The sequence below is a fragment of the Xanthomonas bonasiae genome (genome assembly GCF_014836395.1).
GTDB lineage: Bacteria > Pseudomonadota > Gammaproteobacteria > Xanthomonadales > Xanthomonadaceae > Xanthomonas_A > Xanthomonas_A bonasiae.
Genome location: NZ_JACSQX010000009.1, coordinates 102,549 through 124,867, shown reverse-complemented (window position 1 = coordinate 124,867; position 22,319 = coordinate 102,549). Strand labels below are relative to the sequence as shown.

General features: G+C 69.7%; 19 protein-coding genes and 1 pseudogene. 13 read left to right on the top strand and 7 right to left on the bottom strand.

What is annotated here, in order from left to right:
- Window positions 1-55 precede the first annotated feature (55 nt).
- From cls to H9658_RS15715, 3 genes are all read left to right on the top strand, one after another.
- The gene (cls, locus tag H9658_RS15725; protein WP_179569969.1) at window positions 56-1,474 is read left to right on the top strand and encodes a cardiolipin synthase; all 1,419 of its coding nucleotides are present in this window, start codon (window positions 56-58) and stop codon (window positions 1,472-1,474) included.
- A gap of 115 nt (window positions 1,475-1,589) precedes the next feature.
- Complete coding sequence (locus H9658_RS15720) at window positions 1,590-3,023, top strand: FAD/NAD(P)-binding protein (RefSeq protein WP_191826052.1); 1,434 nt, start codon at window positions 1,590-1,592, stop codon at window positions 3,021-3,023.
- Window positions 3,024-3,230: 207 nt separating this feature from the next.
- Window positions 3,231-3,596 carry a DUF6713 family protein gene (locus tag H9658_RS15715; protein WP_191826051.1) on the top strand — a complete coding sequence of 122 codons (366 nt, stop codon included), beginning with the start codon at window positions 3,231-3,233 and terminating at the stop codon, window positions 3,594-3,596.
- 168 nt (window positions 3,597-3,764) lie between these two features.
- On the opposite strand, the gene H9658_RS15710 is transcribed toward H9658_RS15715, so the two are convergent.
- Window positions 3,765-5,756, bottom strand: a complete 1,992-nt coding sequence (locus tag H9658_RS15710; protein ID WP_191826050.1) for a PEP/pyruvate-binding domain-containing protein — start codon at window positions 5,754-5,756, stop codon at window positions 3,765-3,767.
- 244 nt (window positions 5,757-6,000) lie between these two features.
- On the opposite strand from H9658_RS15710, the gene uvrD reads away from it, so the two are divergent.
- Entirely contained in the window at window positions 6,001-8,202 is a 2,202-nt protein-coding gene (uvrD, locus tag H9658_RS15705; protein WP_191826049.1) for a DNA helicase II, read from the top strand.
- 468 nt (window positions 8,203-8,670) lie between these two features.
- Here uvrD and H9658_RS15700 read toward each other — a convergent pair whose 3' ends face one another.
- The 5 genes from H9658_RS15700 to H9658_RS15680 form a co-directional block, all read right to left on the bottom strand.
- Window positions 8,671-9,057, bottom strand: a complete 387-nt coding sequence (locus tag H9658_RS15700; RefSeq protein ID WP_191826048.1) for a VOC family protein — start codon at window positions 9,055-9,057, stop codon at window positions 8,671-8,673.
- A 109-nt stretch (window positions 9,058-9,166) separates the two neighbouring features.
- Window positions 9,167-9,673 (bottom strand): hypothetical protein, encoded by a 507-nt coding sequence (locus H9658_RS15695; protein ID WP_225210023.1) that lies wholly within the window; start codon window positions 9,671-9,673, stop codon window positions 9,167-9,169.
- 189 nt (window positions 9,674-9,862) lie between these two features.
- Window positions 9,863-10,297 (bottom strand): hypothetical protein, encoded by a 435-nt coding sequence (locus H9658_RS15690; RefSeq protein ID WP_191826047.1) that lies wholly within the window; start codon window positions 10,295-10,297, stop codon window positions 9,863-9,865.
- A gap of 373 nt (window positions 10,298-10,670) precedes the next feature.
- Window positions 10,671-12,608, bottom strand: a complete 1,938-nt coding sequence (locus H9658_RS15685; protein WP_191826046.1) for a M61 family metallopeptidase — start codon at window positions 12,606-12,608, stop codon at window positions 10,671-10,673.
- Between the two features lie 119 nt (window positions 12,609-12,727).
- Window positions 12,728-12,952, bottom strand: a complete 225-nt coding sequence (locus H9658_RS15680; RefSeq protein ID WP_191826142.1) for a hypothetical protein — start codon at window positions 12,950-12,952, stop codon at window positions 12,728-12,730.
- Window positions 12,953-13,220: 268 nt separating this feature from the next.
- On the opposite strand from H9658_RS15680, the gene H9658_RS15675 reads away from it, so the two are divergent.
- Both H9658_RS15675 and H9658_RS15670 read left to right on the top strand, forming a co-directional pair.
- The gene (locus H9658_RS15675) at window positions 13,221-13,787 is read left to right on the top strand and encodes a maltose acetyltransferase domain-containing protein (RefSeq protein ID WP_191826045.1); all 567 of its coding nucleotides are present in this window, start codon (window positions 13,221-13,223) and stop codon (window positions 13,785-13,787) included.
- A gap of 79 nt (window positions 13,788-13,866) precedes the next feature.
- A complete protein-coding gene (locus tag H9658_RS15670; protein WP_179569947.1) occupies window positions 13,867-14,313 on the top strand; it encodes a universal stress protein in 447 nt (148 codons plus the stop codon).
- 132 nt (window positions 14,314-14,445) lie between these two features.
- Here the strand turns inward: H9658_RS15670 and H9658_RS15665 are convergent.
- Window positions 14,446-14,922, bottom strand: a pseudogene (locus H9658_RS15665) (helix-turn-helix transcriptional regulator); the annotation flags it as partial.
- A gap of 457 nt (window positions 14,923-15,379) precedes the next feature.
- Here H9658_RS15665 and tssB point away from each other — a divergent pair.
- The 7 genes from tssB (at window position 15,380) to tssG (ending at window position 22,278) form a co-directional block, all read left to right on the top strand.
- Window positions 15,380-15,886 carry a type VI secretion system contractile sheath small subunit gene (tssB, locus tag H9658_RS15660; protein WP_191826043.1) on the top strand — a complete coding sequence of 169 codons (507 nt, stop codon included), beginning with the start codon at window positions 15,380-15,382 and terminating at the stop codon, window positions 15,884-15,886.
- Window positions 15,887-15,889: 3 nt separating this feature from the next.
- On the top strand, window positions 15,890-17,383 hold the full coding sequence (gene tssC / locus H9658_RS15655; RefSeq protein WP_179569935.1) for a type VI secretion system contractile sheath large subunit: 1,494 nt from the start codon (window positions 15,890-15,892) through the stop codon (window positions 17,381-17,383).
- A gap of 94 nt (window positions 17,384-17,477) precedes the next feature.
- Window positions 17,478-17,981, top strand: a complete 504-nt coding sequence (locus H9658_RS15650; protein ID WP_179569926.1) for an Hcp family type VI secretion system effector — start codon at window positions 17,478-17,480, stop codon at window positions 17,979-17,981.
- An 86-nt stretch (window positions 17,982-18,067) separates the two neighbouring features.
- Entirely contained in the window at window positions 18,068-18,859 is a 792-nt protein-coding gene (locus tag H9658_RS15645; RefSeq protein ID WP_179569924.1) for a type VI secretion system accessory protein TagJ, read from the top strand.
- 13 nt (window positions 18,860-18,872) lie between these two features.
- Complete coding sequence (gene tssE / locus H9658_RS15640; protein WP_191826042.1) at window positions 18,873-19,376, top strand: type VI secretion system baseplate subunit TssE; 504 nt, start codon at window positions 18,873-18,875, stop codon at window positions 19,374-19,376.
- The gene (tssF, locus tag H9658_RS15635) at window positions 19,376-21,271 is read left to right on the top strand and encodes a type VI secretion system baseplate subunit TssF (RefSeq protein WP_191826041.1); all 1,896 of its coding nucleotides are present in this window, start codon (window positions 19,376-19,378) and stop codon (window positions 21,269-21,271) included. The genes tssE and tssF overlap by 1 nt, the downstream gene beginning before the upstream one ends.
- A complete protein-coding gene (tssG, locus tag H9658_RS15630; protein ID WP_191826141.1) occupies window positions 21,235-22,278 on the top strand; it encodes a type VI secretion system baseplate subunit TssG in 1,044 nt (347 codons plus the stop codon). Before tssF ends, tssG begins: the two co-directional genes overlap by 37 nt.
- The last annotated feature ends 41 nt before the right edge of the window (window positions 22,279-22,319 follow it).

Sequence of the window (22,319 nt, the reverse complement as noted above, 5' to 3'; positions counted from 1 at the left end):
GCGTTTGCCGCCGCAGCCCGCAGAATCGGGCGACTTGGCGTGCGAAAGGGTCGCGATGCTGCCGTTCTGGTTGGAAGGCACCTGGCTGCTGGCGCTGGACTGGCTGATCCGGCTGGTGGCGTTGCTGTGGATTCCGGCGCGCACCACGCCCGGCGCGGCGCGCAGCTGGCTGCTGCTGGTCGGGTTCGTGCCGGTGCTTGGCCTGCCGCTGTACCTGCTGCTGGGCCACCCGTGGCTGTCGCGCGAGCGCATCCAGCGCCAGGCGCAGGCCTCGCAGGTGATCCGCGAGCAGCAGGTGCCGTTGACCGCGCTGCGCTGGACCCCGCCCGCCGACACCGCGATCGCCGAAGTGGTGCCGCTGATCGAGCGCCAGGGCGACTTCATGCCCACCCATGGCAATACGGTGGAATTGCTCGATCGCTATGCGGACTCGCTGCAGGCGCTGATCGACGACATCGACGCGGCGGTGGAGCGCGTGCACCTGCTGTACTACCTGATGTTCGACGATGCGGTCGGCGACGCGGTCGTGGCGGCGCTGTTGCGCGCCGCCGCGCGCGGCGTGCGCTGCCGCCTGCTGCTCGATGCGCGCGGCGGCAAGCGCGGGCTGCGCCGCTACCGCAAGCGCCTGCGCGCGGCCGGCGTCGAGGTGCAGGCGCTGCTGCCGGGCGGCCTGCGCTGGCGCCGCAGCGGGCGCATGGACCTGCGCAACCACCGCAAGATCGCGGTCATCGACAACCGCGTCGGCTACACCGGTTCGCAGAACCTGGCCGCGGCCGAATTCGTGCGCGGCCATCCCAACCGCGAACTGGTGGTGCGCCTGCAGGGGCCGGTGGTCGGGCACCTGGAGGCGGTGTTCGCCAGCGACTGGTTCATCGAGACCGGGCAGCGCCTGCGCGTGGCCGAAGGCACCGCGGTGCACGGTGCCGACACCGCCACGCAACTGCTGCCCAGCGGCCCGGCGTATCCGTTCGAGAACGCGCGCGATGCGGTCAACGCGCTGATCCACCTGGCGCGGCGGCGGATCGTGATGGTCACGCCGTACTTCGTGCCCGACGAGGCCACGCTCAGCGCGCTGCGCATCGCCGCGCTGTCCGGCGTGGACGTGCAGCTGATTCTGTCGGAGAGCAGCAACCAGCGGCTCACCGCCTGGGCGCAGGAGGCCTACTACGACGAACTGCTGCGCAGCGGGGTCAAGATCGCGCTGTACCGGCCGTGCTTCCTGCATGCCAAGCACCTGAGCGTGGACGAGGGCATCGCCCTGGTCGGCTCGATCAACCTGGACATCCGCTCCTTCGCGCTGAACGCCGAGATCGGCGTGCTGTGCTATTGCGCCGAGGTGGTGCAGCGGCTGCGCGCGGTGGAGGCCGATTATCTGGCGGATGCGCGCGCGCTGTCGCTGGAGGACTGGCGCAAGCGGCCCACCTGGCGGCGCAGCCGCGAAGGCATCGCCCGCCTGGCCGATGCGTTGATGTGAGTGCGCACGTACATGACAGCATGATGTCGCCGCCATGCGCGATGTTCGCGCCGACATGAGCGATGGTTCTTAGCCGCGGGCGGAGCCGGCGGGGGCATCCCTTACAATCGCCGGCATGAGCGACCTCTTGCCCACCGCATCCGATGGCGACTGCGACTGCGATATCGCCATCGTCGGCGGCGGCGCGGCCGGCACGCTGGTGGCGTTGCACCTGCTGCGGCAGGCCACGCAGGCGCTGCGGCTGCAGCTGATCGAACCGCAGGCGGCGCTGGCGCAGGGCGTGGCCTATGCGACGCCGTGCGCGGAGCACCTGCTGAACGTGCCGGCCGGGCGCATGAGCGCCTTCGCCGAGCTGCCCGACGACTTCCTCGACTGGCTGCAGCAGCAGGCGCTGTATCCGGCACTGCAACGCGACGCGCTGGCGCAGGCCTACGTGCAGCGCCGCCATTACGCCGACTACCTGCGCGCGCGGCTGGCGCAGGCGCAGGCCGCAAGCCTGGCGCACTTGCAGTGGCGGCAGCAGCGGGTGGTGGCATTGGACCGGGACGCGCGCGGCCAGGCGTTGCACCTGCAGGATGGGGCGACGCTGCGCGCGCAGGCGACGGTGCTGGCGCTGGGCAACAGCCTGCGCCCGTTGCCGGCGCGCGGCGCGGCCAGCCTGCCCGCGCACGTGCGCGTGGACGCCTGGAACTACGAACAGCTGCGCGCGATCCCGCGCGAGTCCACGGTGTGCATCGTCGGCGCCGGCCTGAGCATGGCCGACAGCGTGCTGACCCTGCTCGCCAATGCGCACCGCGGCCCGGTGCACCTGATCTCGCGGCACGCGGTATTGCCGCTGCCGCATGCCGAGCATACCGGCCACGCCACGGCCGACTTCGACCCGCAGCCGTTGCTGGCGCTGCCGTTGCGCCAGCGCCTGCGCGCGCTGCGCCGGCATGCGGCCGCGGCGCAGGCGCGCGGCCTGCCCTGGCAGGGCGTGATGGAGCGGCTGCGGCCGCTGGGCCAGGCGCTGTGGCAGTCGCTGTCGGCCAGCGACCAGCGGCGCTTCCTGCGCCATGCCGTGCGCTACTGGGACGCGCACCGGCACCGCATCGCCGCGCCGGTGTTCGCGCAGCTGCAGGCGATGCGCCGGATCGGCCAGCTGCGCGTGCACCGCGCGCGGTTGGACACGGTGTTCCCGGTCGGCGCCTGCGTGCAGGTCAACGCGGTCGGTCCCGACGGGCTGGCGCTGCAGCTGGACGCGCACTACCTGGTCAACGCCACCGGCGTGGAGCTGCGCGCGCAGACCATGCGCAATCCGCTGCTGCACCAACTGCTGGGCTGCGGCCATGCCGCGCCCGGCCCGCACGGCATCGGCGTCGCCACCGCGCCCGACGGCGCGCTGCTCGACGCCGACGGCCATGCCGATCCGCGCCTGCGCGTGCTCGGCAGCCTGCGCATCGGCAGCCTGTGGGAAAGCCTGGCGATCCCGGAGTTGCGCGTGCAGGCGCAGCAGCAGGCGCAGGCGTTGCTGGGCGAAGTGCGGCCGGCGAGCGCCGACGCGAACTGAAGGCGTGCCTGGCTGCCGTCATGGCGCCTGCGCAGTGCGCTGGCGCGCTTTCGACAGTCGCGCTCAAACGTCCGCGATGGGCCGATGCTAGGCATTACCGCCGGGCCACCCGGGAGCAGGAATGCCTTTGGAGTGCGCCGTTCCACCACTGCGCCGCACGCACAAGACGGCCAGCTAGGATTGTTCGGAAAATCAGGAAGCCATGGCATGGAACGTCTCTACTTCGCGACAGCGCTTTCGCTGATCCTCCATCAGATCGACGCCGCCTTCTGGCAGGAATGGAAGATGTTCGCCGTCCCCGGAGGCATCCAGGGATTCCTGGCATTCAACGCCGTTGCGGTCGGCGCGTTGCTCTGCGGCTATCGAAGCGTCCTGCTGCGCGGTCGCCATGCAAGAGCATGGGCGCTCGCTTGTGGCGGCCTGGGGGTGACCACCTTCATCCTGCACGCCGGCTTTGCGCTAGCGGACCGCAAGGAGTTCAGCCTCCCGCTCTCGGTGCTCGCCATTCTGGCCTGTCTGGCGTTCGGCGCGGCGCTGCTGGTGACAGCGCTACGCGCTCGCCCCGTCCAGTGAACGCGCCTGCTCGATAAGCGCGCGATGTCCGTTTCCGGCAACAAGCGGGCATGGGCAGACGAACGCAGCACATGGTCCCGCACCGCGAAGTCGATGCGATGCGGCGGAGGCGGCCGCGGCCGCGCAGGCTTCAGGCAGCGGTCTGACAGGCGGCACGGCAATAGCCCGTCATCGCGCGCTTCTGTCCACATACGGCCGCGACTGCAGGATCAGCACCTCGTCGCCGACCACGGCCCACTCGATGTCCTGGTCCGCGCCGCCCAGCGCCTGCTTGGTGGACGCGCCGACCCTGGCCAGCCGCGCGATCAGCGCATCGGTCAGCACCTGGCGCGAACCGGTGATGGGCACTTCGCGGACGCCGCCGCCGGCGTCGGCCACCAGTTGGGTGTCTTCCGCCGAGCGGCTCAGCACCTGCACCGCCTTGGACCAGGTCGAGTACATCACCTGTTCGGCCTGGCGCTTGCCTTCCACCACGCGGATGCCGAGTCCGCGCTTGGCCGAGATGTAGGTGATGTGGCGGCGGGCGGCATCGAACGGATCGCGGGTGATCATCACCCCCGAACTGTCCGAGGGCGCGGCACGCTGCACCAGCACCGCCATGGCCACCGCGTCCTGGCGCAGCCCCGCGGCCGTGCGCGCCTCGTAGGCCTCGAAGTTGTAGACCGACGCCCACACCGTCTGCACGGCCTTGGCCAAGGCATCGGCAAGGGTCACATTGGGCACGGTGGTGTACAGGCCGGCACCGCTGAAGCCCGGCAGATCCTCGGAGTTGGACGAACTGCGCACGAACACCGCATCGCCGTGCAGTTGATCCCGCCATCGCTCGTCGAGCGCGCGAACGAAGGCGGGGTCGGGCGCGGCGTCGGCGATCTCGGCACGCAGCGTGGCCAGCGCCTCGCGACGGACGTTCGCGTCGGTAGCGAAACCCGGGCGACGCTGCAGGTCCTGCAGGCGCTGCGCAATCTGCAGCCGCTGCATCGCCGCCTGGTAGTGCGAGAACGGGATGCAGAAGCCGTCCGGCACGCGCGCGGCCGGCGGCAGCGCCGCCTTCAGCGTGCCGAGGTTGGCGGCCTTGACGCCGCAGTGGCCGCTGTCGCGCGCACGCAGGGCCGCCAGGGGCTTGAGCGCGACCACCGTCAGGTCCGGGCGCGGCAGGTTGCGCGCCGCCGGGCGGGCGGCTGCGGCCGATGGCGTCCTTGGCGGGCGCGTCAGTGGCGTCACCCGGTAGTCGTTGTGGGTGACGTCCAGCGCCACCCAACGGCCGTCGTACTGGCGCAGGGCGTTCTGCGCATCGCGCACATAGACATTGGGAATGCCCCAGCCCTTGGCCAGCAGGTTCACGTGGGACAGCAGGGTGGACGGACGCTGCGTCACCAGGCCGGCGACCGGCGCCAAGGCGATGGGCACCTCGTCCAGGACCGGGATATCGCGCGGCGACAGCGTGCGCAGCTGTTCCTCGGAGCGCACGATGCGCAGCCGCCCCTCGGCGCGGCCCGTGTTCAACGGCAGGAACCGCTGCTCGCGCAGCAACGCCTCCTGGCTGACGTAGGGCAGCCCCATGGAACTGGCCAGCTGCTCGTGCTGGGTGGAGTTGGTCTTGAAGCGGATCGGCTCGCGGAACGAGGCGCGCACCACCTCGTCGGTCTGCCACAGCAAGGCCGCGGTGAGCGTGTCGCCCTCCCAGAACTCGTAGGTGTAGCCCGGCAGGTCCCGCTGCCAGCTGATGGTGCCGAACAGGAACCGCCGCTGCGGGTCGCGGTACTGCGCGTTGCGCGTCGCCTTGTCCATGGCAGGCACCAGCCGCTGGCGTTGCACGAACTGCTCGTGCAACGCATGACGCGGCGTATTGATGTAGTAGATGCGCGCGGCATTCTGCCGGTCGATCACGAAGATCAGGTGCGGCATCTCCAGCGCGGTCCCGGCGTTGTAGACACGGGCGAGCTGCATGAACTGCGCGCGGGTATCGATGCGCGGCAGATAATCCGGCCCCTGCGTCGGCTGCAGCGGGTTCGCATCGCTGCCCTGGCGGTATTCGTAGGGCGACGGTTTGCGCGCGGTCTGCGCCGTCGCGGGCGCGGTACACCACGCCAGCAGCGTGAGCGCGGCGGCCCAGGCGAACAGGCGCTGGCGCCGGGCAGGGTGCGTGCGGGATCGGTCCATGATGCCGGTGCAGGAGTTGGGAGTGCGGATCTTAAGCCAGCCCCGTCGGCTTTGGACGCCGCGAAGGCGTTGCCGCAGGCGCGGCATGGGGGTCGGCTGCATGCGCGGGTCCTGGCGCGCCGGCGTTGACGATGGCCGCCTGCCGGCTGTTCGCGGCGGGGTGAACGCGCCTTCGAGGCTGCTTTTTCGCGATCGGGCTACCCGGTCGCAGCCGCTGCGCCGCCGCAACCGGTAAAATACCCGGGTGGATGTCTCCCATTTGCTCGATGATCTGAACCCGGCCCAGCGCGAGGCCGTCTCCGCCCCGTCCGGCCATTACCTGGTCCTGGCCGGCGCCGGGTCCGGCAAGACGCGCGTGCTCACCCACCGCATCGCCTGGCTCAACGAAGTCCACGGCGTGCCGGTGCACGGCATCTTTGCGGTCACCTTCACCAACAAGGCGGCTGGCGAGATGCGCCACCGCACCGACCTGCAGCTGCGCAACGGCAGCCGCGGCATGTGGATCGGCACCTTCCACGGCCTGGCGCACCGCCTGCTGCGCCTGCACTGGACCGACGCCAAGCTGCCGGAAAGCTTCCAGGTGCTGGATTCGGACGACCAGCTGCGGCTGGTCAAGCGCGTCGTGCAGCAGCTGGAACTGGACGAGGGCAAGTTCCCGCCCAAGCAGATCGTGTGGTGGATCAACCAGCAGAAGGACGAGGGCCGGCGCGCGCAGCACATCCAGCCCGAGCCGCGCGACGAGTGGACCACCACCTTGCGCAGCGCCTACGCGCTGTACCAGGAGCGTTGCGATCGCGCCGGCCTGGTCGATTTCGCCGAGCTGCTGCTGCGCGCGCACGAACTGCTGCGCGACAACCCGGCCTTGCTGGCGCATTACCGCAGCCGCTTCAGCGAGATCCTGGTCGACGAGTTCCAGGACACCAACGCGATCCAGTACGCGTTCGTGCGCGTGCTCGCCGGCGACACCGGGCGCGTGTTCGTGGTCGGCGACGACGACCAGGCGATCTACGGCTGGCGCGGCGCCAAGGTCGAGAACGTGCAGCGCTTCCTGAAGGATTTCCCGAACGCGCAGACCATCCGCCTGGAGCAGAACTACCGTTCCAGCGCCAACATCCTCAACGCCGCCAACGCGGTGATCGCGCACAACCCGGACCGCATCGGCAAGCAGCTGTGGACCGATTCGGGCGACGGCGACCCGATCGACCTGTACGCGGCCTACAACGAGATCGACGAGGCGCGCTACGTGGTCGAGCGCGTGCGCCAATGGGTGCGCGACGGCGGCAGCTACAGCGAGGCGGCGGTGCTCTACCGCAGCAACGCGCAGTCGCGCGCGTTCGAAGAATCGCTGATCGCCGAACAGGTGCCGTACCGCGTCTACGGCGGCATGCGCTTCTTCGAGCGCGCCGAAATCAAGGACACCCTGGCCTACCTGCGCATGGTCGCCAATCGCGCCGACGACGCGGCGTTCGAGCGCGCGGTGAACACGCCCACGCGCGGCATCGGCGACCGCACCCTGGACGAAGTGCGGCGCCTGGCGCGCGCGCAGTCGCTGTCGCTGTGGGCCGCCGCGCAACAGGCCGCGCAGCAGGGCGGCGACCTGGCGGCGCGGGCGCGCAATGCGCTGGCGCAGTTCCTGGGCCTGATCGAGCAGCTGTCCGCCGAGGTGGCCGGCCTGCCGCTGCCCGAGCAGATCGACCAGGTGCTGGCGCGCTCGGCGCTGCGCGAGCACTGGAGCAAGGAAAGCCGCGGCGGGCTGGATTCGGAATCGCGCACCGACAACCTCGACGAACTGGTCTCGGTCGCCTCGCGCTTCGTCCGCGCCGACAACGACGAGGACGCCGACGAAGGCCGCCAGGCGATGACCGAGCTGGTCGCGTTCCTGGCCTACGCCTCGCTGGAGGCCGGCGAAGGCCAGGCCCAGGCCGGCGAAGAGGGCGTGCAGCTGATGACGCTGCATTCGGCCAAGGGCCTGGAGTTCCCGCTGGTGTTCCTGGTCGGCATGGAGGATGGCCTGTTCCCCAGCGCGCGTTCGCTGGAGGAGAGCGGGCGCCTGGAGGAAGAGCGGCGCCTGGCCTACGTCGGCATCACCCGCGCGCGCCACAAGCTGGTGCTCAGCTACGCCGAGTCGCGGCGCATCCACGGCCAGGACAACTACAACGTGCCCTCGCGCTTCCTGCGCGAGATCCCGCGCGAGCTGCTGCACGAAGTGCGGCCGAAGGTGCAGGTGTCGCGCAACGCCTCGCTGGGCGCGCCGCGCAACCTCGGCCACAGCGCCATCGAGGCGCCGGCGATCAAGCTCGGCGCCAACGTGCAGCACCCCAAGTTCGGCGGCGGCGTGGTCATCGACTACGAAGGCAACGGCGCGCACGCGCGCGTGCAGGTGCAGTTCGACGAGGTCGGCGCGAAGTGGCTGGTGATGGCGTACGCGAATCTGACGGTGATCTGACGGGCTGGGCGTTGTGACGTCGTTCATGGGCGGCAGAGTGGCGACTGCCCTGCCGCGCCGATCGCATGGCGAATGCCGCCTCGCAGCTTCGCTGCCATCCGGCCTCGGAAGCAGTCGGGACTGAAGTTCCTCACACAATGCACCCAGCCAGCTCGCCGCAAGCCCCTGTAGGGGCTGCTTCATCCGCGACGAACGAAGCCCTGCAGTTATCCGGCTTCGGAAGCAGTCGGGACTGAAGTCCCTCCTACAGTGCACCCAGTCAGCTCGCCGCAAGCGCCTTGTGGGAGCGACTTCAGTCGCGACGAACGAAGCCATCGCACCCCTTGACGTCGGAAATAGCCAGGGCCGAAGCGCTTCCTGCAGTGCATCCGGCAGGCCCGCCGCAAGTCTCTTGTCGGCGGTGCGACAGCGACAACAGGATGGGGCCTCGATATCCGGCGCTTCCTCCTGCACACCACGGAGGCACAATCACCGCCCCGCAGGCGGTTGCCAGAGTTCCACCTTGTTGCCTTCCGGATCGATGACCCAGGCGAACTTCCCGTATTCGGACTCGTCCACCCGGTCGAGCACGTTGCAGCCTTCCTCGCGCAATGCCGCGACCAGCGCGTGCAGGTCGTCCACCCGGTAATTGATCATGAAAGGCGCCGTGCTGGGCGCGAACTGATCGCCCTGCGCCGCGCCGATCGACCAGATGGTGCTGCCGGCGACCGGCGTGCCGGCAGCGTCGGTCCAGGGAAACGCCGTGCCGCCCCACGCCTGCACGTCGATGCCCAGATGCCGCTTGTACCAGGCCTGCAACGCCGCAGCGTCGTTGGCCTTGAAGAAGATGCCGCCAATGCCGGTGACTCGCTTCATTGCAACCTCCGGGAACGAGTGGGTGGTGGAGACGCATGGCCTGCGCCCTCGAGCAGAGTGGACGAATGTGCGCCGCGCCGCGATGCCGGCTCGTCGAATGCCGCCGGACTCAGCGGCGCGGCGGCGCCGCTGGCGACGGGACGCGGGTGAAATAGTTGGTGCGCATCGTCGGGCTGCCGTCGGGCGCGAACGCGGCGACGGTTTCGGTCATCGAGCGGCCATCGGCGGCGACGGTGTAGATCCGGGTCGAGGCCACGCTTCTGTCCTTGGCCAGCATCATCACCAGCACGTTGGGCGCAGGCCGCTGCAGGGCGAAGGTGTCCGCTTCGAAATTGTTCTTCACCGGCGTGGCCCGGCCATCGAGGGCGGCGACGCCTTCGGCATGCATCTTCCCGCCGCCTTGTTCGACGATGTCGACCTTGGCGGCCCACTTGCCGCCGCCGGCTTCGCCGAACGTCAGGGTGACGCTCTGCGGCCGTTCCTGCGGCGGCTTCGGCAACCGTGACACGTCCACGGCCCAGCTGCCGAGCAATGGCGAGGACTTCGGCGAATCGGCATGCGCGGACGCGTCCGGTATCAAGACCGCCGCCAACACGACGGCACACAGCATCTTCATGCGACCTCCCAGGAATGTTCCGGCTGCAATGGACAACACGCCAACGGCGACTCGGCGGCAGCACGCTGCGTCCAACGGAACGGGCGTACTCCCTGCGCGTTCATGGAGTCGTCCTGTGGAGGCGTGCGCTGCGACGCTAGCATTGCCGCCCGTCTTCCAACAAGCACGGCCGGGGTCAGGCGAGGGCGTTCATTCCCAGAAGCTGTACTTGCGGGCCAGCGCCAGTTGCTCGCCGCCGGCGAAATGCCCGGCCAGTTCCTTGAACCCCACCGTGCCGACGAAGGTGGAGGAGGGGCAGCCCGGCGTCGCGTGCGTCGGCAGCGCGATGCGCACCTGATCGGCGGTCATCGTCACCTGGCCGATCGCCGGCGGCCCGGCCTTGCCGTCGGCGCACTGCACGATCGCGTAGTAGTCCTGGCCCGCGCCGGCGTCGCGATCGGCCTTGACGATGAAGATCTCGTAGCCGTACAGCAGGCCGTCCTTGTCCAGTTCCAGGGTAGAGAACATGCCGGTCTGGCGCGGCTGGCAGCCGCTCAACGCCAGCGCCGCCAGCGCCAGCAGGACGACGCGGCGGACGAGCTTCATGCACGGCGAGGCCAGGTCGAACGAAGTGCGGAAGTCCATGTGCTCACCAGATCCGGAGGGGCGCGCGCTGAACTCGGCAGGGCATCGAAGTGCGGCCGTCGTCATGCGGCAATGGCGCAGAAACCACCATAGCCCGAGGCGTCTCCGTGCTCCCCAGCACGCTTATTGTGAGAATTCTGCCACAGTTTTCGGCGGGAAAGGCAGCCGCGCCCGCGCTGCGACCAGCGCCGCGCCGCCTTGGCCGGCGACGATCCGGCCACCCCGGCTGGCGGTGGACCGGGAGGCGGCATGGACCGCGTCCGCGCCGGGGTGCCCGATGCGCGGCGCTTCCCAATGGCGGCGCCAGGCCCGTTTGCCTTCGCGTGGCCTGCCTGCGCAGTGGCGGCCGGTACGGACCCGGCCGCCCGTCGCGTCAGCGTCGCGCGGCGATGACCTGGCTCAAGCTGTCCGGCGTGCCGTCCACCCGCACCAGGTGCGGGTACTGCAGGCCGTCGTGGTAGTTCACCTCCACGCTGCGCACGCCGCCCTGGAACTTCAGCGTCAGCACGATCGGCGCGGTGCCGCCCTTGGCGTCGGCGATGGCCTGCTTGAGTACCTCGCGCGTGTAGTCCTGGCCATTGACCGCCAGCACCGTGGCGCCAGTGCTGACGCCGGCCTTGAACGCGGGGCCGTCCCACACCACGTCGTTGATGCTGGCATCGTCGTTCATCACCAGGCCCAGCGACCAGGCGAAGTTGTAGCGGTGGCGCGCCGACTGGTGGCGGCTGTCGTACTGCTTCTCGAACGCGCTCGGCTGGTCGGTATAGACCAGTTTCCAGCCGCTGGCCTGCAGCCCTTCCAGCAGCGGCGGGTTCACCGCATCCACGCGCGGGGCGAGGTAGCCGGCCCAGTCGAACGCGGCCACGCCATTGAGCGCGGCCACCACGTCGTCGAAAGTGTAGGTCCTGACCGCGTGGCTGCCGTCGTCCACGCCGAAGAAGGCCTTGGCGAAATCGTCCAGCGATTTGCGGCCGTGGCTGAGCGCGCGCAGCTTGGCATCCACCGCCAGCCACAGCATCTGCCCGCCGCTGTAGTAGTCCTCGCTCATCTGCCAGCTGCGGTAGGGCAGCGGCGCGCGATGCGCGGCGGTGGGATCGTTGGTGGTGTCTTCCAGCGAACGCCATTGGAAGCCCTCGCGGTTGCGGTCGTAGTTGGCCGCGGTCATCGCCAGCGCATCGCGGAACTGTTCCGGCGTCCACATCCCGGCGCGCGCGGTTAGCACATAGCCCCAGTACTGGGTCTGCCCTTCGTAGACCCACAGCAGCGAGTCGCCCATCGGCACATTGAAGGTGGGCGTCCACAGATCGGCCGGACGGCGGAACTTGCCGTTCCAGGAGTGGGTGTACTCGTGCGCCAGCAGATCGCGGTCGGGCGCGTTGTCGGCCCAGGCGCTGAAGTAGTCCGCCTCCAGCCCGTTCTCGCTGGATTGGTGGTGCTCCAGGCCGTTGCCGCCCAGCACGTCGGACAGCGAGAACAGGAAGTCGTAGTGGTCGTAGTGATGCGAGCCGAACAGCTTCAGCGCCTGCACGGCCAGGTTGCGGTGCGCCTGCAACTGCGCGGGCGTGATCTCCAGCGATGCCGGCGTATCGGCAATGACATCCAGATGCACCGGCGCGCTGCCCGGCGGGGTCAGGTCCACGCGCTTGAAATAGCGGCCGGCGTAGATCGGCGAATCGACCAGGGTTTCGAAATCGACCGGCTTGAACGTGGTGGTGGCGCCGGACTGCGTGGCGGTCTCCAGCGCCGTGCCGAACTGCCAGCCTGCCGGCAGGGTCACGCTGGGCACCACGCGGATGCCGTGCGTGTAGTGCCCCGCCGGATACAACGCCAGCTTGTTCCATTCCAGCTGCAGCATCCTGTCGGTCATCTCGAAGCCGTCGTCGCGCGGCGACAGGTACTGGAAGCTGGCCTCGATCGCGGACACGCCCTGCGGCACGTCCACGTGGAAGGTGTAGACATCGAAGGTATCGCGGCGCCACGCCAGCGGCGCGCCGTTGGCGGTGAGCGTCAGCCCGGCCAGCATCGCCACCGGCCCGCTCGGCGAATGGTCGCCGGGGATCCACTGCGGATACTGCAGCGTCAGCCGCCCGGCCGCGACCGGAATGGTCTCGCGCACCCGGTAGATGCCCTGGCGCACGTCGCCGGCATCCACCTGCAGCGCGATGCTGCCCGGATACGGCGTGTCCTGCGGCGGCGGCACATCCGGCGTGCGTACGGTCTGCGCGCCTGCCGCACCAGCCAGCGCCAGGGAAAGGCCCAGGGCCAGCGCCAGGCACGCGCGGCGGGGGACGGGAAGGATAGCGGCGGGCATGGCGGGGCTCCGGGATCTGGATTGGGGTGAGTCAAGCGCGGGACATTAGCACCGGTGGGGACGGCCCTGTGCGGCAGCGCGCAATCGTGGCCGGTGCCTAGCGCGGTCGCTTCGCCACGCTACATCTCCCAGCTGAAGGTGGACGCGATGCGTTTGTCTCCGATCGACAGTGTCGACGTATTGGCATGCACCACCAGCGTGAAGGGAGGCACGCGCTGGTCGCGGCCGCTGTAGACGAGCCGCAGCGCTTTGCGCTTGGTGTCGAAGGTCTTTACCTGGAAGCTCTCGCGCAATACGACACCCTTGGTGTCGCCCGGTTCGTAGAAATGGATACTGGCGATCACCGGACGATCGGTGTGGCCGATCTCGAACGTCATGCTGTAGCCGCTGCCTTCGAACGCAAGCATCGACGTGGCATGGACCGGCGTGCCGAACAACATCGCGAGGAGGGTGGCCAGGCAGAAAAGGCGAAGTTTCATGCGATCACCCAATGACGATCAGGTCGCCGGCCGGCTGCAGTGCAGAAAGTATTGCCCATGCGGCGAGGGCATCACAACGCAGGTGTCGCGGTCGATGCGATCATGCGCCCTCCACACCGCCTGGGAGGACAGGATGCGTAGCGAGAAAGACAAGATGCTGGCCGGCGAGCCGTACCGGCCCGGCGATGCGCAGTTGCAGGCCGACCAGGCCGCGGCCAAGGCGTGGATGGTGCGCTACAACGCGGCGCTGGCCGAACCGCCGTCGACGCGGCGTGCGTTGCTGGCCGAGCGGTTGGGCGCGGTCGGGCGCGGGGCGGTGGTGCGGCCGCCGTTCCATTGCGACTACGGTTACAACATCCATCTGGGCGAGGACGTGTTCCTCAACTTCAATTGCGTGATCCTGGACGTGTGCAAGGTCAGCATCGGCGCCGGCACGCAGATCGGGCCGGCGGTGCAGCTGTATGCGGCCGACCATCCGCGCGATGCGGCGCAGCGTGCGGCCGGGCTGGAATTCGGCCGGCCGCTGACGATCGGCCGCAACGTGTGGATCGGCGGCGGGGCGATCGTGCTGCCCGGGGTGACGATCGGCGACGATGCGGTGATCGGTGCGGGCAGCGTGGTCACCCGCGACGTGCCTGCCGGTGCGCGCGTGGCCGGCAATCCGGCGCGCGCGCTGGCGGCGCGATCGCCCGGAAATTGATCCGGGTCAAGGCGCGGCGTCCACGCCGGGTGTCCAATGGGACCCATGCCGCTGCAAGCGGCGTTACCGGAGCACGCAGATGTACCAGCGCATTCTGATTGCGATCGATGGTTCCGAGTTGTCCGCCAAGGGGCTGCAGCAGGGCCTGGCGCTGGCCGCCAGGCTCGGTGCGGAAGTGGATGTGGTCACCGTGTCCGAGCCCTGGGCGATGGGCATGTACGACGCGATGGGCTGGAGCGTGGGCTACGAGGCCACGCCCGAATACCGGCAGGACCGGGAAGAAGGCGCGCAGAAGATCCTGGCGCCGGCGTTGGCCGCCGCCGAGGCCACCGGCGTGATCGCGCACGGCTGCCATGTGCTCGATCGCTATCCGGCCGAGGGCATCATCGATATCGCCACTTCGCACCGCTGCGATCTGATCGTGATGACCTCGCATGGCCGCCGCGGCATGAGCCGGGTGTTGCTCGGCAGCCAGACCGCCGAGGTGCTGGCGCGCAGCCAGGTGCCGGTGCTGGTGATTCGCTGAGGCGGGACACGCGCCGGCGGCGGCGCGTTCTGTAGGAGCGGCTTCAGCCGCGACAGAATCGTTCCCCAGCGCGAACCTGTCGCGGCTGAAGCCGCTCCTACAGGGAACGCGGCGCGGCGGCGGCTATTGCGCCGTCGCCGGCTCCGCCGGCGCGTACACCGGCGCATCGTCCACCATCGAGGTGCGGCACAGTTCGCGGATGATCCGCCACATCGGGATGTAGGGGCCGCGACGCTCTTCCCTGGGCTGGCACGGCGCCGCGCGGCACGCCTTGCGCCATTGCGCCGGCGACATGCCGAAGCGGGCCTGGAACGCGCGCTGGAACTGCCGTTCCGAGGCGAAGCCCATTTCGTACAACAACCAGGTCAGGCTGCACTGCGGGTGCAGCTGCAGGTAGCGGTGCGCGGTGCGCAGGCGCTGCTCGCGGATGTAGCTGGCCACGCCGCCGCGCGCCTGGAACAGCCGGTACAAGGTGGCGCGCGACAGCGGGAACGCGGCCAGCAGCATCTCGCCGCCCAACTCCGGTTCGCCGATGTTCTCCTCGATGTAGGCCAGCAGGTCGATCAACAGCGGTTCGCCGGCGTCGGCGAGGTGCGTGCGCGTTGGCATGCGCGCCGGTACGGTGATGCGACGGATCGTGGTCATCTGCGGCGGTCGCGGCCCACCCCGGGGCCTGTCATCGGTACAACCGGAAGAAGCGGGGCAAAGCCATCACCGTCGTCACACTTTGTGCACAGGCGTAGACGCGGCCTTCGCTGAGACGAAATGTCGGGTGGTCCGCCGGGGCCGTTCCTAGACTCGCCGCATCGCTGAAAAGCGCCGTGCAGCGGGATGCGCCGAGGGGATCGGCGCCACGCATGGCATGCGATGCCCGGTGTGCGGCGATCTGCCCGCGCACCGACGGCGCAAGGGGAACGTGGAGGCGGAACGGCGGCGAGCGCGCGATGGGGGAGCGCCGCCGGCGTTTCGCGTCGGCGTCCCGGGGATCAACCGGCGGCAGGTGCGCGGCCGGCCTGCACGGCGTTGCCGGCGGGCCGGGTCGAAAGGCTCAATCGGAGACGAGGCAATGGCAAACAGTCAGAAGTTCATCGCGCGCAATCGGGCGCCACGGGTACAGATCGAGTACGACGTGGAAGTCTACGGCGCGCAAAAGAAGGTGCAGATCCCGTTCGTGATGGGAGTGATGTCGGACCTGTCCGGCGCCAATGCCGGCGAGCTGCCGTCGCTGGAGGAACGCAAGGCGCTGGAGATCGACGTGGACAACTTCGACAGCCGCCTGCAGTCGATGCGCCCGCGCGCCACGTTCAAGGTGCCCAACACGCTGACCGGCGAAGGCGAGCTGGCGGTGGACATCACCTTCGAGAGCATGGACGACTTCTCGCCGGCGGCGATCGCGCGCAAGGTCGAGCCGCTGGCCAAGCTGCTGGAGGCGCGCACCCAGCTCGCCAACCTGGACACCTACATGGACGGCAAGGCCGGCGCCGAGAACCTGATCGCGCAGGCGCTGCGCGATCCGGCGCTGCTGCAGTCGCTGGTCTCGGCGGCCAAGCCCGCCGATCCGAAGGAGGGCTGAGCCATGGCGAGCGAACAACTGGCCGAAGCCGGCAGCGGTACCCAGGTTCTGGAAGCGGGCGATTTCGCCGCGCTGCTGAACCGCGAGTTCAAGCCCAAGAGCGAGCGCGCCAAGGAAGAAGTGGAGTCCGCGGTGCGCACGCTGGCCGAGCAGGTGCTCAGCCGCAGCGACGTGGTCAGCGAGGACGTGTCGCAGACGATCAAGGCCTACATCGCCGAGATCGACCGCAAGCTCAGCGAGCAGCTCAACCACATCCTGCACCACGCCGACATGCAGCAGCTGGAAGGCGCCTGGCGCGGCCTGCACTACCTGGTCAACAACACCGAGAGCGACCAGCAGCTGAAGATCCGCGTGCTCAACATCTCCAAGAAGGAGTTGGGCAAGGTGCTCAAGCGTTACAAGGGCACCGCCTGGGACCAGAGCCCGATCTTCAAGAAGGTCTACGAGCAGGAATACGGCCAGCTCGGCGGCGAGCCGTACGGCTGCCTGGTCGGCGACTACTACTTCGACAACAGCCCGCCGGACGTGGAATTGCTCAACGGCATCGCCCAGGTCGCCGCCGCCGCGCACGCGCCGTTCATCTCCGCGGCCGCGCCCAAGCTGATGGGCATGGACAACTGGAACGAGCTGTCCAACCCGCGCGACCTGGCCAAGATCTTCTCCACGCCCGACTACGCCGCATGGCGTTCGCTGCGCGAGTCGGAGGATTCCAAGTACATCGGCCTGGCGATGCCGCGCACGCTGTCGCGGCTGCCGTACGGCGCATCGACCAATCCGGTGGAAGAGTTCGATTTCGAGGAAGAGACCACCGGCGCCGATTCGGCCAAGTACACCTGGCAGAACGCGGCCTATGCGATGGCGGTGAACATCAACCGTTCGTTCAAGCAGTACGGCTGGTGCTCGCGGATCCGCGGCATCGAATCCGGCGGCGCGGTCGAGGGCCTGCCCACGCACACCTTCCCCACCGACGACGGCGGCGTGGACATGAAGTGCCCGACCGAGGTGGCGATCACCGACCGCCGCTCGGCCGAACTGGACAAGATGGGGCTGATGCCGCTGGTGCATCGCAAGAACTCGGACATGGCCGCCTTCATCAGCGCGCAGTCGCTGAACAAGCCCGACGAGTACGACGATCCGGATGCCACCGCCAACGCCGCACTGGGCGCGCGCCTGCCGTACATGTTCGCCTGCTGCCGCTTCGCGCATTACCTGAAGTGCATCGTGCGCGACAAGATCGGCTCGTTCAGCGATCGCGAGCAGATGCAGGCGTGGCTGACCCGCTGGATCACCCAGTACATCGACGGCGATCCGTCCAACTCCAGCGAAGACACCAAGGCGCGCAAGCCGCTGGCCGCGGCCGAGGTGGTGGTGGAAGAAGTGGAGGGCGCGCCCGGCTACTACACCTCCAAGTTCTTCCTGAAACCGCATTACCAGCTGGAAGGGCTGACCGTGTCGCTGCGACTGGTGTCGCGGCTGCCGTCGGCGGCCAAGGCCTGACCCGGCGCCACCGTGCCACGGCTCTCCGGCGCGCAGGCGATGCGCGCCGCGCGCCGACCCATCGTTGTCCGTTTTTCACTAGAGGAGCAGTTCCATGGCGTTCGACATGCATATCAAGTTCGGCAGCGGCAAGGTCAAGATCGAAGGCGCGTCCAACCACAAGAAGCACAAGGGCGAGGTGCCGATCCTGGCCTGGTCGTGGGGCGCGAGCAATTCCGGCGACCTGCACACCGGTGGCGGTTCGGCCAGCGGCGGCAAGGCGCACATCCAGGACATCTCCATCACCAAGTATGTCGACGGCTGCTCCAACGCGTTGCTGGACGCGGTGTGCACCGGCGCGCGCGTGGAGAATGCGTGGCTGTACGTGACCAACGCCACCGGCGAGCAGACCGACTTCCTGACCCTGGAACTGAGCGAAGGCGTGCTGGTCACCTCGCTGTCCACCGGCGGCTCGGGCGGCGAGGATCGCCTGACCGAGAACCTGACCCTGCACTTCGGCAAGTTCAAGTACAGCTTCCAGCCGCAGGACGACAAGGGCACGGCGCAGGGCGGGGCGAAGGAATTCACCTACGACATCCAGGGCGTGGCCAAGGCCTGATCGCGGCGGCGGGGCGGCTGCGGCCGCCTCGCACCCCGGCGCCGTCGTCGCGACGGCGCCGCACATTCCCTTCGTGCGGACAGGCCATGGACACCACTCCCGAACTGCTGCTGCGTCACGGGCGTCCGGACGAAGCGCTGAAACTGCTGACCCAACGCGTGCGCCAGCATCCGGCCGACGCGCGCCAGCGCGTGTTCCTGTTCCAGCTGCTGGCGGTGCTAGGCCAATGGGACCGTGCCCGCGCCCAGCTCGACGCCTGTCGCGAACTCGATGCCGACAATGCGGCGCTCGCCGCCACCTATGCGATCACCGTGCAGGCCGAGCGCCAGCGCGCAGCGGTGTTCGCCGGGCAGGCCTTGCCGACCGTGCTCGGCGCGCCCGAGCCGTGGCTGGCGCTGCTGTTGCAGGCGCTGCGGCTGTCGGCCGAAGGCGCCACCGCGCAGGCCGCGGAGTTGCGCGCGCAGGCATTCGAGCAGGCCCCGACCAGCGCCGGCGAGCTCGACGACACGCGTTTCGCGTGGATTGCCGATGCCGATCCGCGCTTCGGCCCGTGCCTGGAACTGGTGGTCAACGGCGGCTATGCCTGGGTGCCGTTCGCGCAGATCCAGGCGTTGCGCTTCGAGGCGCCGGCCGACCTGCGCGACATGCTGTGGGCGCCCGTGGCGGTGACCTGGCGCAACGGCGGCGAAGCGTTCGGCTTCGTGCCGGTGCGCTACCCCGGCACCGAACGCAGCGACGACGGCCAGCTGCTGCTGGCGCGGCGCACCGACTGGAGCGGCCGCGACGGCGACGTCGGCCTGGGCCAGCGCGTGTGGGCCACCGATGCCGGCGAACACGCGCTGCTCGACGTGCGCCAGATCCTGTTCGACCCGGCCTGAGCGCAGCGCTGCGATGGCCGAACTCACCACCCAGGAACGCCTGCAGCCCTCGCTGCTGGACCGGCTCAGCGACGACGAGCCGCTGCGCCAGGAGGAGAGCCGCGACAAGCGGGTCATCTCCGCCGCGCGCCTGCGCGAATGCGTGATGCGCGACCTGTCGTGGCTGCTGAACTGCGTCAACCTGGCCACCGACCAGCCGCTGGACGCGTATCCGGAAGTGCGCCGTTCGGTGCTCAATTTCGGCATCCCCGACCTGGCCGGCGTGGCCATGTCCGGCATCGACGCGGCGGCGCTGCAGCTGCGCCTGCGGGAGGCGATCCTGGCGTTCGAGCCGCGGCTGATCGCCGACACCCTGCGCGTCACCGTGCAGGCCGACGCGCGGCGCATGGACCGGCGCTCGCTGGTGTTCTTCATCGAATCGGAGATGTGGGCGCAGCCGCTGCCGCTGAACCTGTACCTGAAGACCGAGCTGGACCTGGAGAACGGGCGCCTGGACGTCAGCGAGGGCTACGCCTGATGGATCCGCGCCTGCTCGGCTACTACAACCGCGAACTGCAGCACGTGCGCGAGATGGGCGGCGAATTCGCGCGCGAGTTCCCGAAGATCGCCGGACGCCTGGGCCTGGAAGGCTTCGAGTGCGCCGACCCGTACGTGGAGCGCCTGCTGGAAGGCTTCGCGTTCATGGCCGCGCGCGTGCAGCTCAAGCTCGATGCGCAGTATCCGGTGTTCACCCAGCACCTGTTGCAGATGGTGTACCCGCACTACCTGACGCCGATGCCATCGATGGCGGTGGTGCAGCTGCAGCCGGAGCTGAAGGAAAGCGCGTTGGCGGCCGGCCATACCGTGCCGCGCCACACCGCGCTGCGCAGCCTGGTCGCCGGCGGCGAGCGCACCGCCTGCGAATACCGCACCGCGCATGCGCTCACGCTGTGGCCGCTGGCGCTGCGCGAGGCCAAGTACCTGGACACGCCGGCGGCGATCGCCGCGGCCGGGATCGGCCTGCCGCCGGCGCAGGCCGCGGCCAAGCCGATGCGCGCCGCATTGCGCCTGCGTTTCGAAACGCTGGCCGGGGTGCAGGCGAACATGCTGGCGCTGGACGCGCTGCCGCTGTTCCTGGCCGGCACCGACGACCTGCCCACGCGCCTGTACGAACAACTGCTCGGCCACGCCGCCGGCTTCGTGGTCCGCGGCCAGGACGCGGCCGGCGCGAGCGTGGAACTGCAGCGCGGCCGCAGCGACCTGCGCGCGCGCGGCTTCGCCGACGACGAGGCGCTGGTGCCGTACGACGGCCGCGCGTTCAGCGGCTACCGCCTGCTGCAGGAATACTTCGCCTGCCCGCAGCGCTTCCTGTTCGCCGAACTGGGCGGATTGCGCGCGGCGCTGCGGCGGCTGCACGGCACCGGTTTCGAGATCGTGGTGCTGCTGGAGCGCAGCGTGCCCAGCCTGGCGCAGGCGGTGAGCGCGGACAACTTCCGCCTGTTCTGCACGCCCGCGATCAACCTGTTCCCGCGCCGCGCCGACCGCCTGCACCTGGCGCCGGGCAAGACCGAATACCACGTGCTCGCCGACCGCACCCGGCCGATGGATTTCGAGATCCACAGCCTGGGCGAGGTCGAAGGCTTCGGCGACCGCCAGGAACCGGAGCAGCGCTTCCTGCCGTTCTACGGCGGCGACGCACATACCTGGCACGCGCGCCACGGCGCGTTCTACACCATGCGCCGCGAGCCGCGCCTGCTGTCGGCACGCCAGCGCCGCCAGGGCGCGCGCTCCAGCTACGTCGGCAGCGAGGTCTACGTGAGCCTGGTCGATGCCGACGACGGCGCCTACGCCACCTCCCTGCGCCAGCTCGGCCTGCAGCTGCTGTGCAGCAACCGCGACCTGCCGTTGCACATGCCGGTGGGCAAGGGCGCCACCGATTTCACCATGGACGCCGGCGCGCCGGTGCACAGCGTGCGCTGCGTGGCCGGACCGACCAAGCCGCGCCCGGCGCTGAGCGACGGCGCCACCGCGTGGCGCCTGCTCAGCCACCTGCAGCTGAACTACCTGTCGCTGTTCGAGGACGGCCAGGACGGCGCCGCCGCACTGCGCGAGATGTTGACGCTGTACTGCGATCCGTTCGACGCCGCAGCGTTGCGCCAGATCGAAGGCATCAAGCAGGTGCGCGCGCAGCCGATCGTGCGCCGCATCCCGGCGCCGGGCCCGATCACCTTCGGTCGCGGCCTGGAGATCACCCTGACCTGCGAGGACAGCGCGTTCGAAGGCAGCGGCGCGTTCCTGCTCGGCGCGGTGCTGCAGCACTTCTTCGCCCGTTACGTGTCGGTCAATTCCTTCACCGAGACCGTGCTGCGCACCAGCGAGCGCAACGAGATCGCACGCTGGCCGGCGCAGCTCGGCAAACGGGCGCTGCTGTGAGCGCCGCCGATCTGGCCGCCCTGGAGCAGGCGCTGCGCGAGCGGCCGCAGGACTTCGAGTTCTTCGCCGCGCTGCGCGCGCTGGAACGCGCGCATCCGCAGCGCCCGCGACTGGGCCGCTCCACGCGCCCGTCCGACGACCCGGTGCGGCTGCGGCATACGCCCTCGCTGGCGTTCGCGCCACGCTCGATCGACCGCTACGTGGCCGCCGCCGGCACCCAGCCGGGCAAGCTGTACGGGCTGTTCCTGGGCCTGTTCGGCCCGAACGCGCCGCTGCCGCTGCACCTCACCGAGTACGCGATCGAGCGCCAGGCGCAGGCCAGGGACCCGACCCTGGCCGCGTTCGCCGACCTGTTCCACCACCGCATGCTGAGCCTGTTCTACCGCGCCTGGGCCGATGCGCAGCCGACCGTGCAGGCCGACCGCCCGCACGAGGACCGTTTCCGCGGCTACCTGGATGCGCTCAGCGGCATCGCCTCGCCGCACCTGCGCGGGCGCGACGCGCTGCCCGACGACGCGCGCCGCCATTTCGCCGGGCGCCTGCTGCCGGTGGCGCGCAATGCCGAAGGCCTGCGCGGCCTGCTCGAACAGCTGTTCGCGGTGCCGGTGCAGGTGCTCGAGTTCGTCGCCGAATGGATGCGCCTGCCCGACGATGCGCGGTTGCGGCTGGGCGCTTCGCCCGAGGTCGCCACGCTCGGCCACAGCACGGTGCTCGGCGCGCATGCGCGCGGCGCGCAGCAGCGCTTCCGGCTGCGCCTGGGGCCGCTGTCGCGCAGCGCGTTCCAGCGCTTCCTGCCCGGCGGCGAGGCCTTGCGCCAGCTGGCCGCGGCGGTGCGCAGCTACGTCGGCGACGAAAAGGGCTGGGATCTGCAACTGCTGCTGCAGTCCGACGAGGTGCCGGCGACCACGCTGGCGCGCGGCGGGCGCCTGGGCCTGGACACCTGGCTCGGCCAGCGCAGTTGGGACATCGCCGACGCCGACGACGTGGTGCTGCGGCCGTCCGGCTGAGCGCCGCGTTCCACTTTCTCTTCTTTCCGCATTCGCACAAG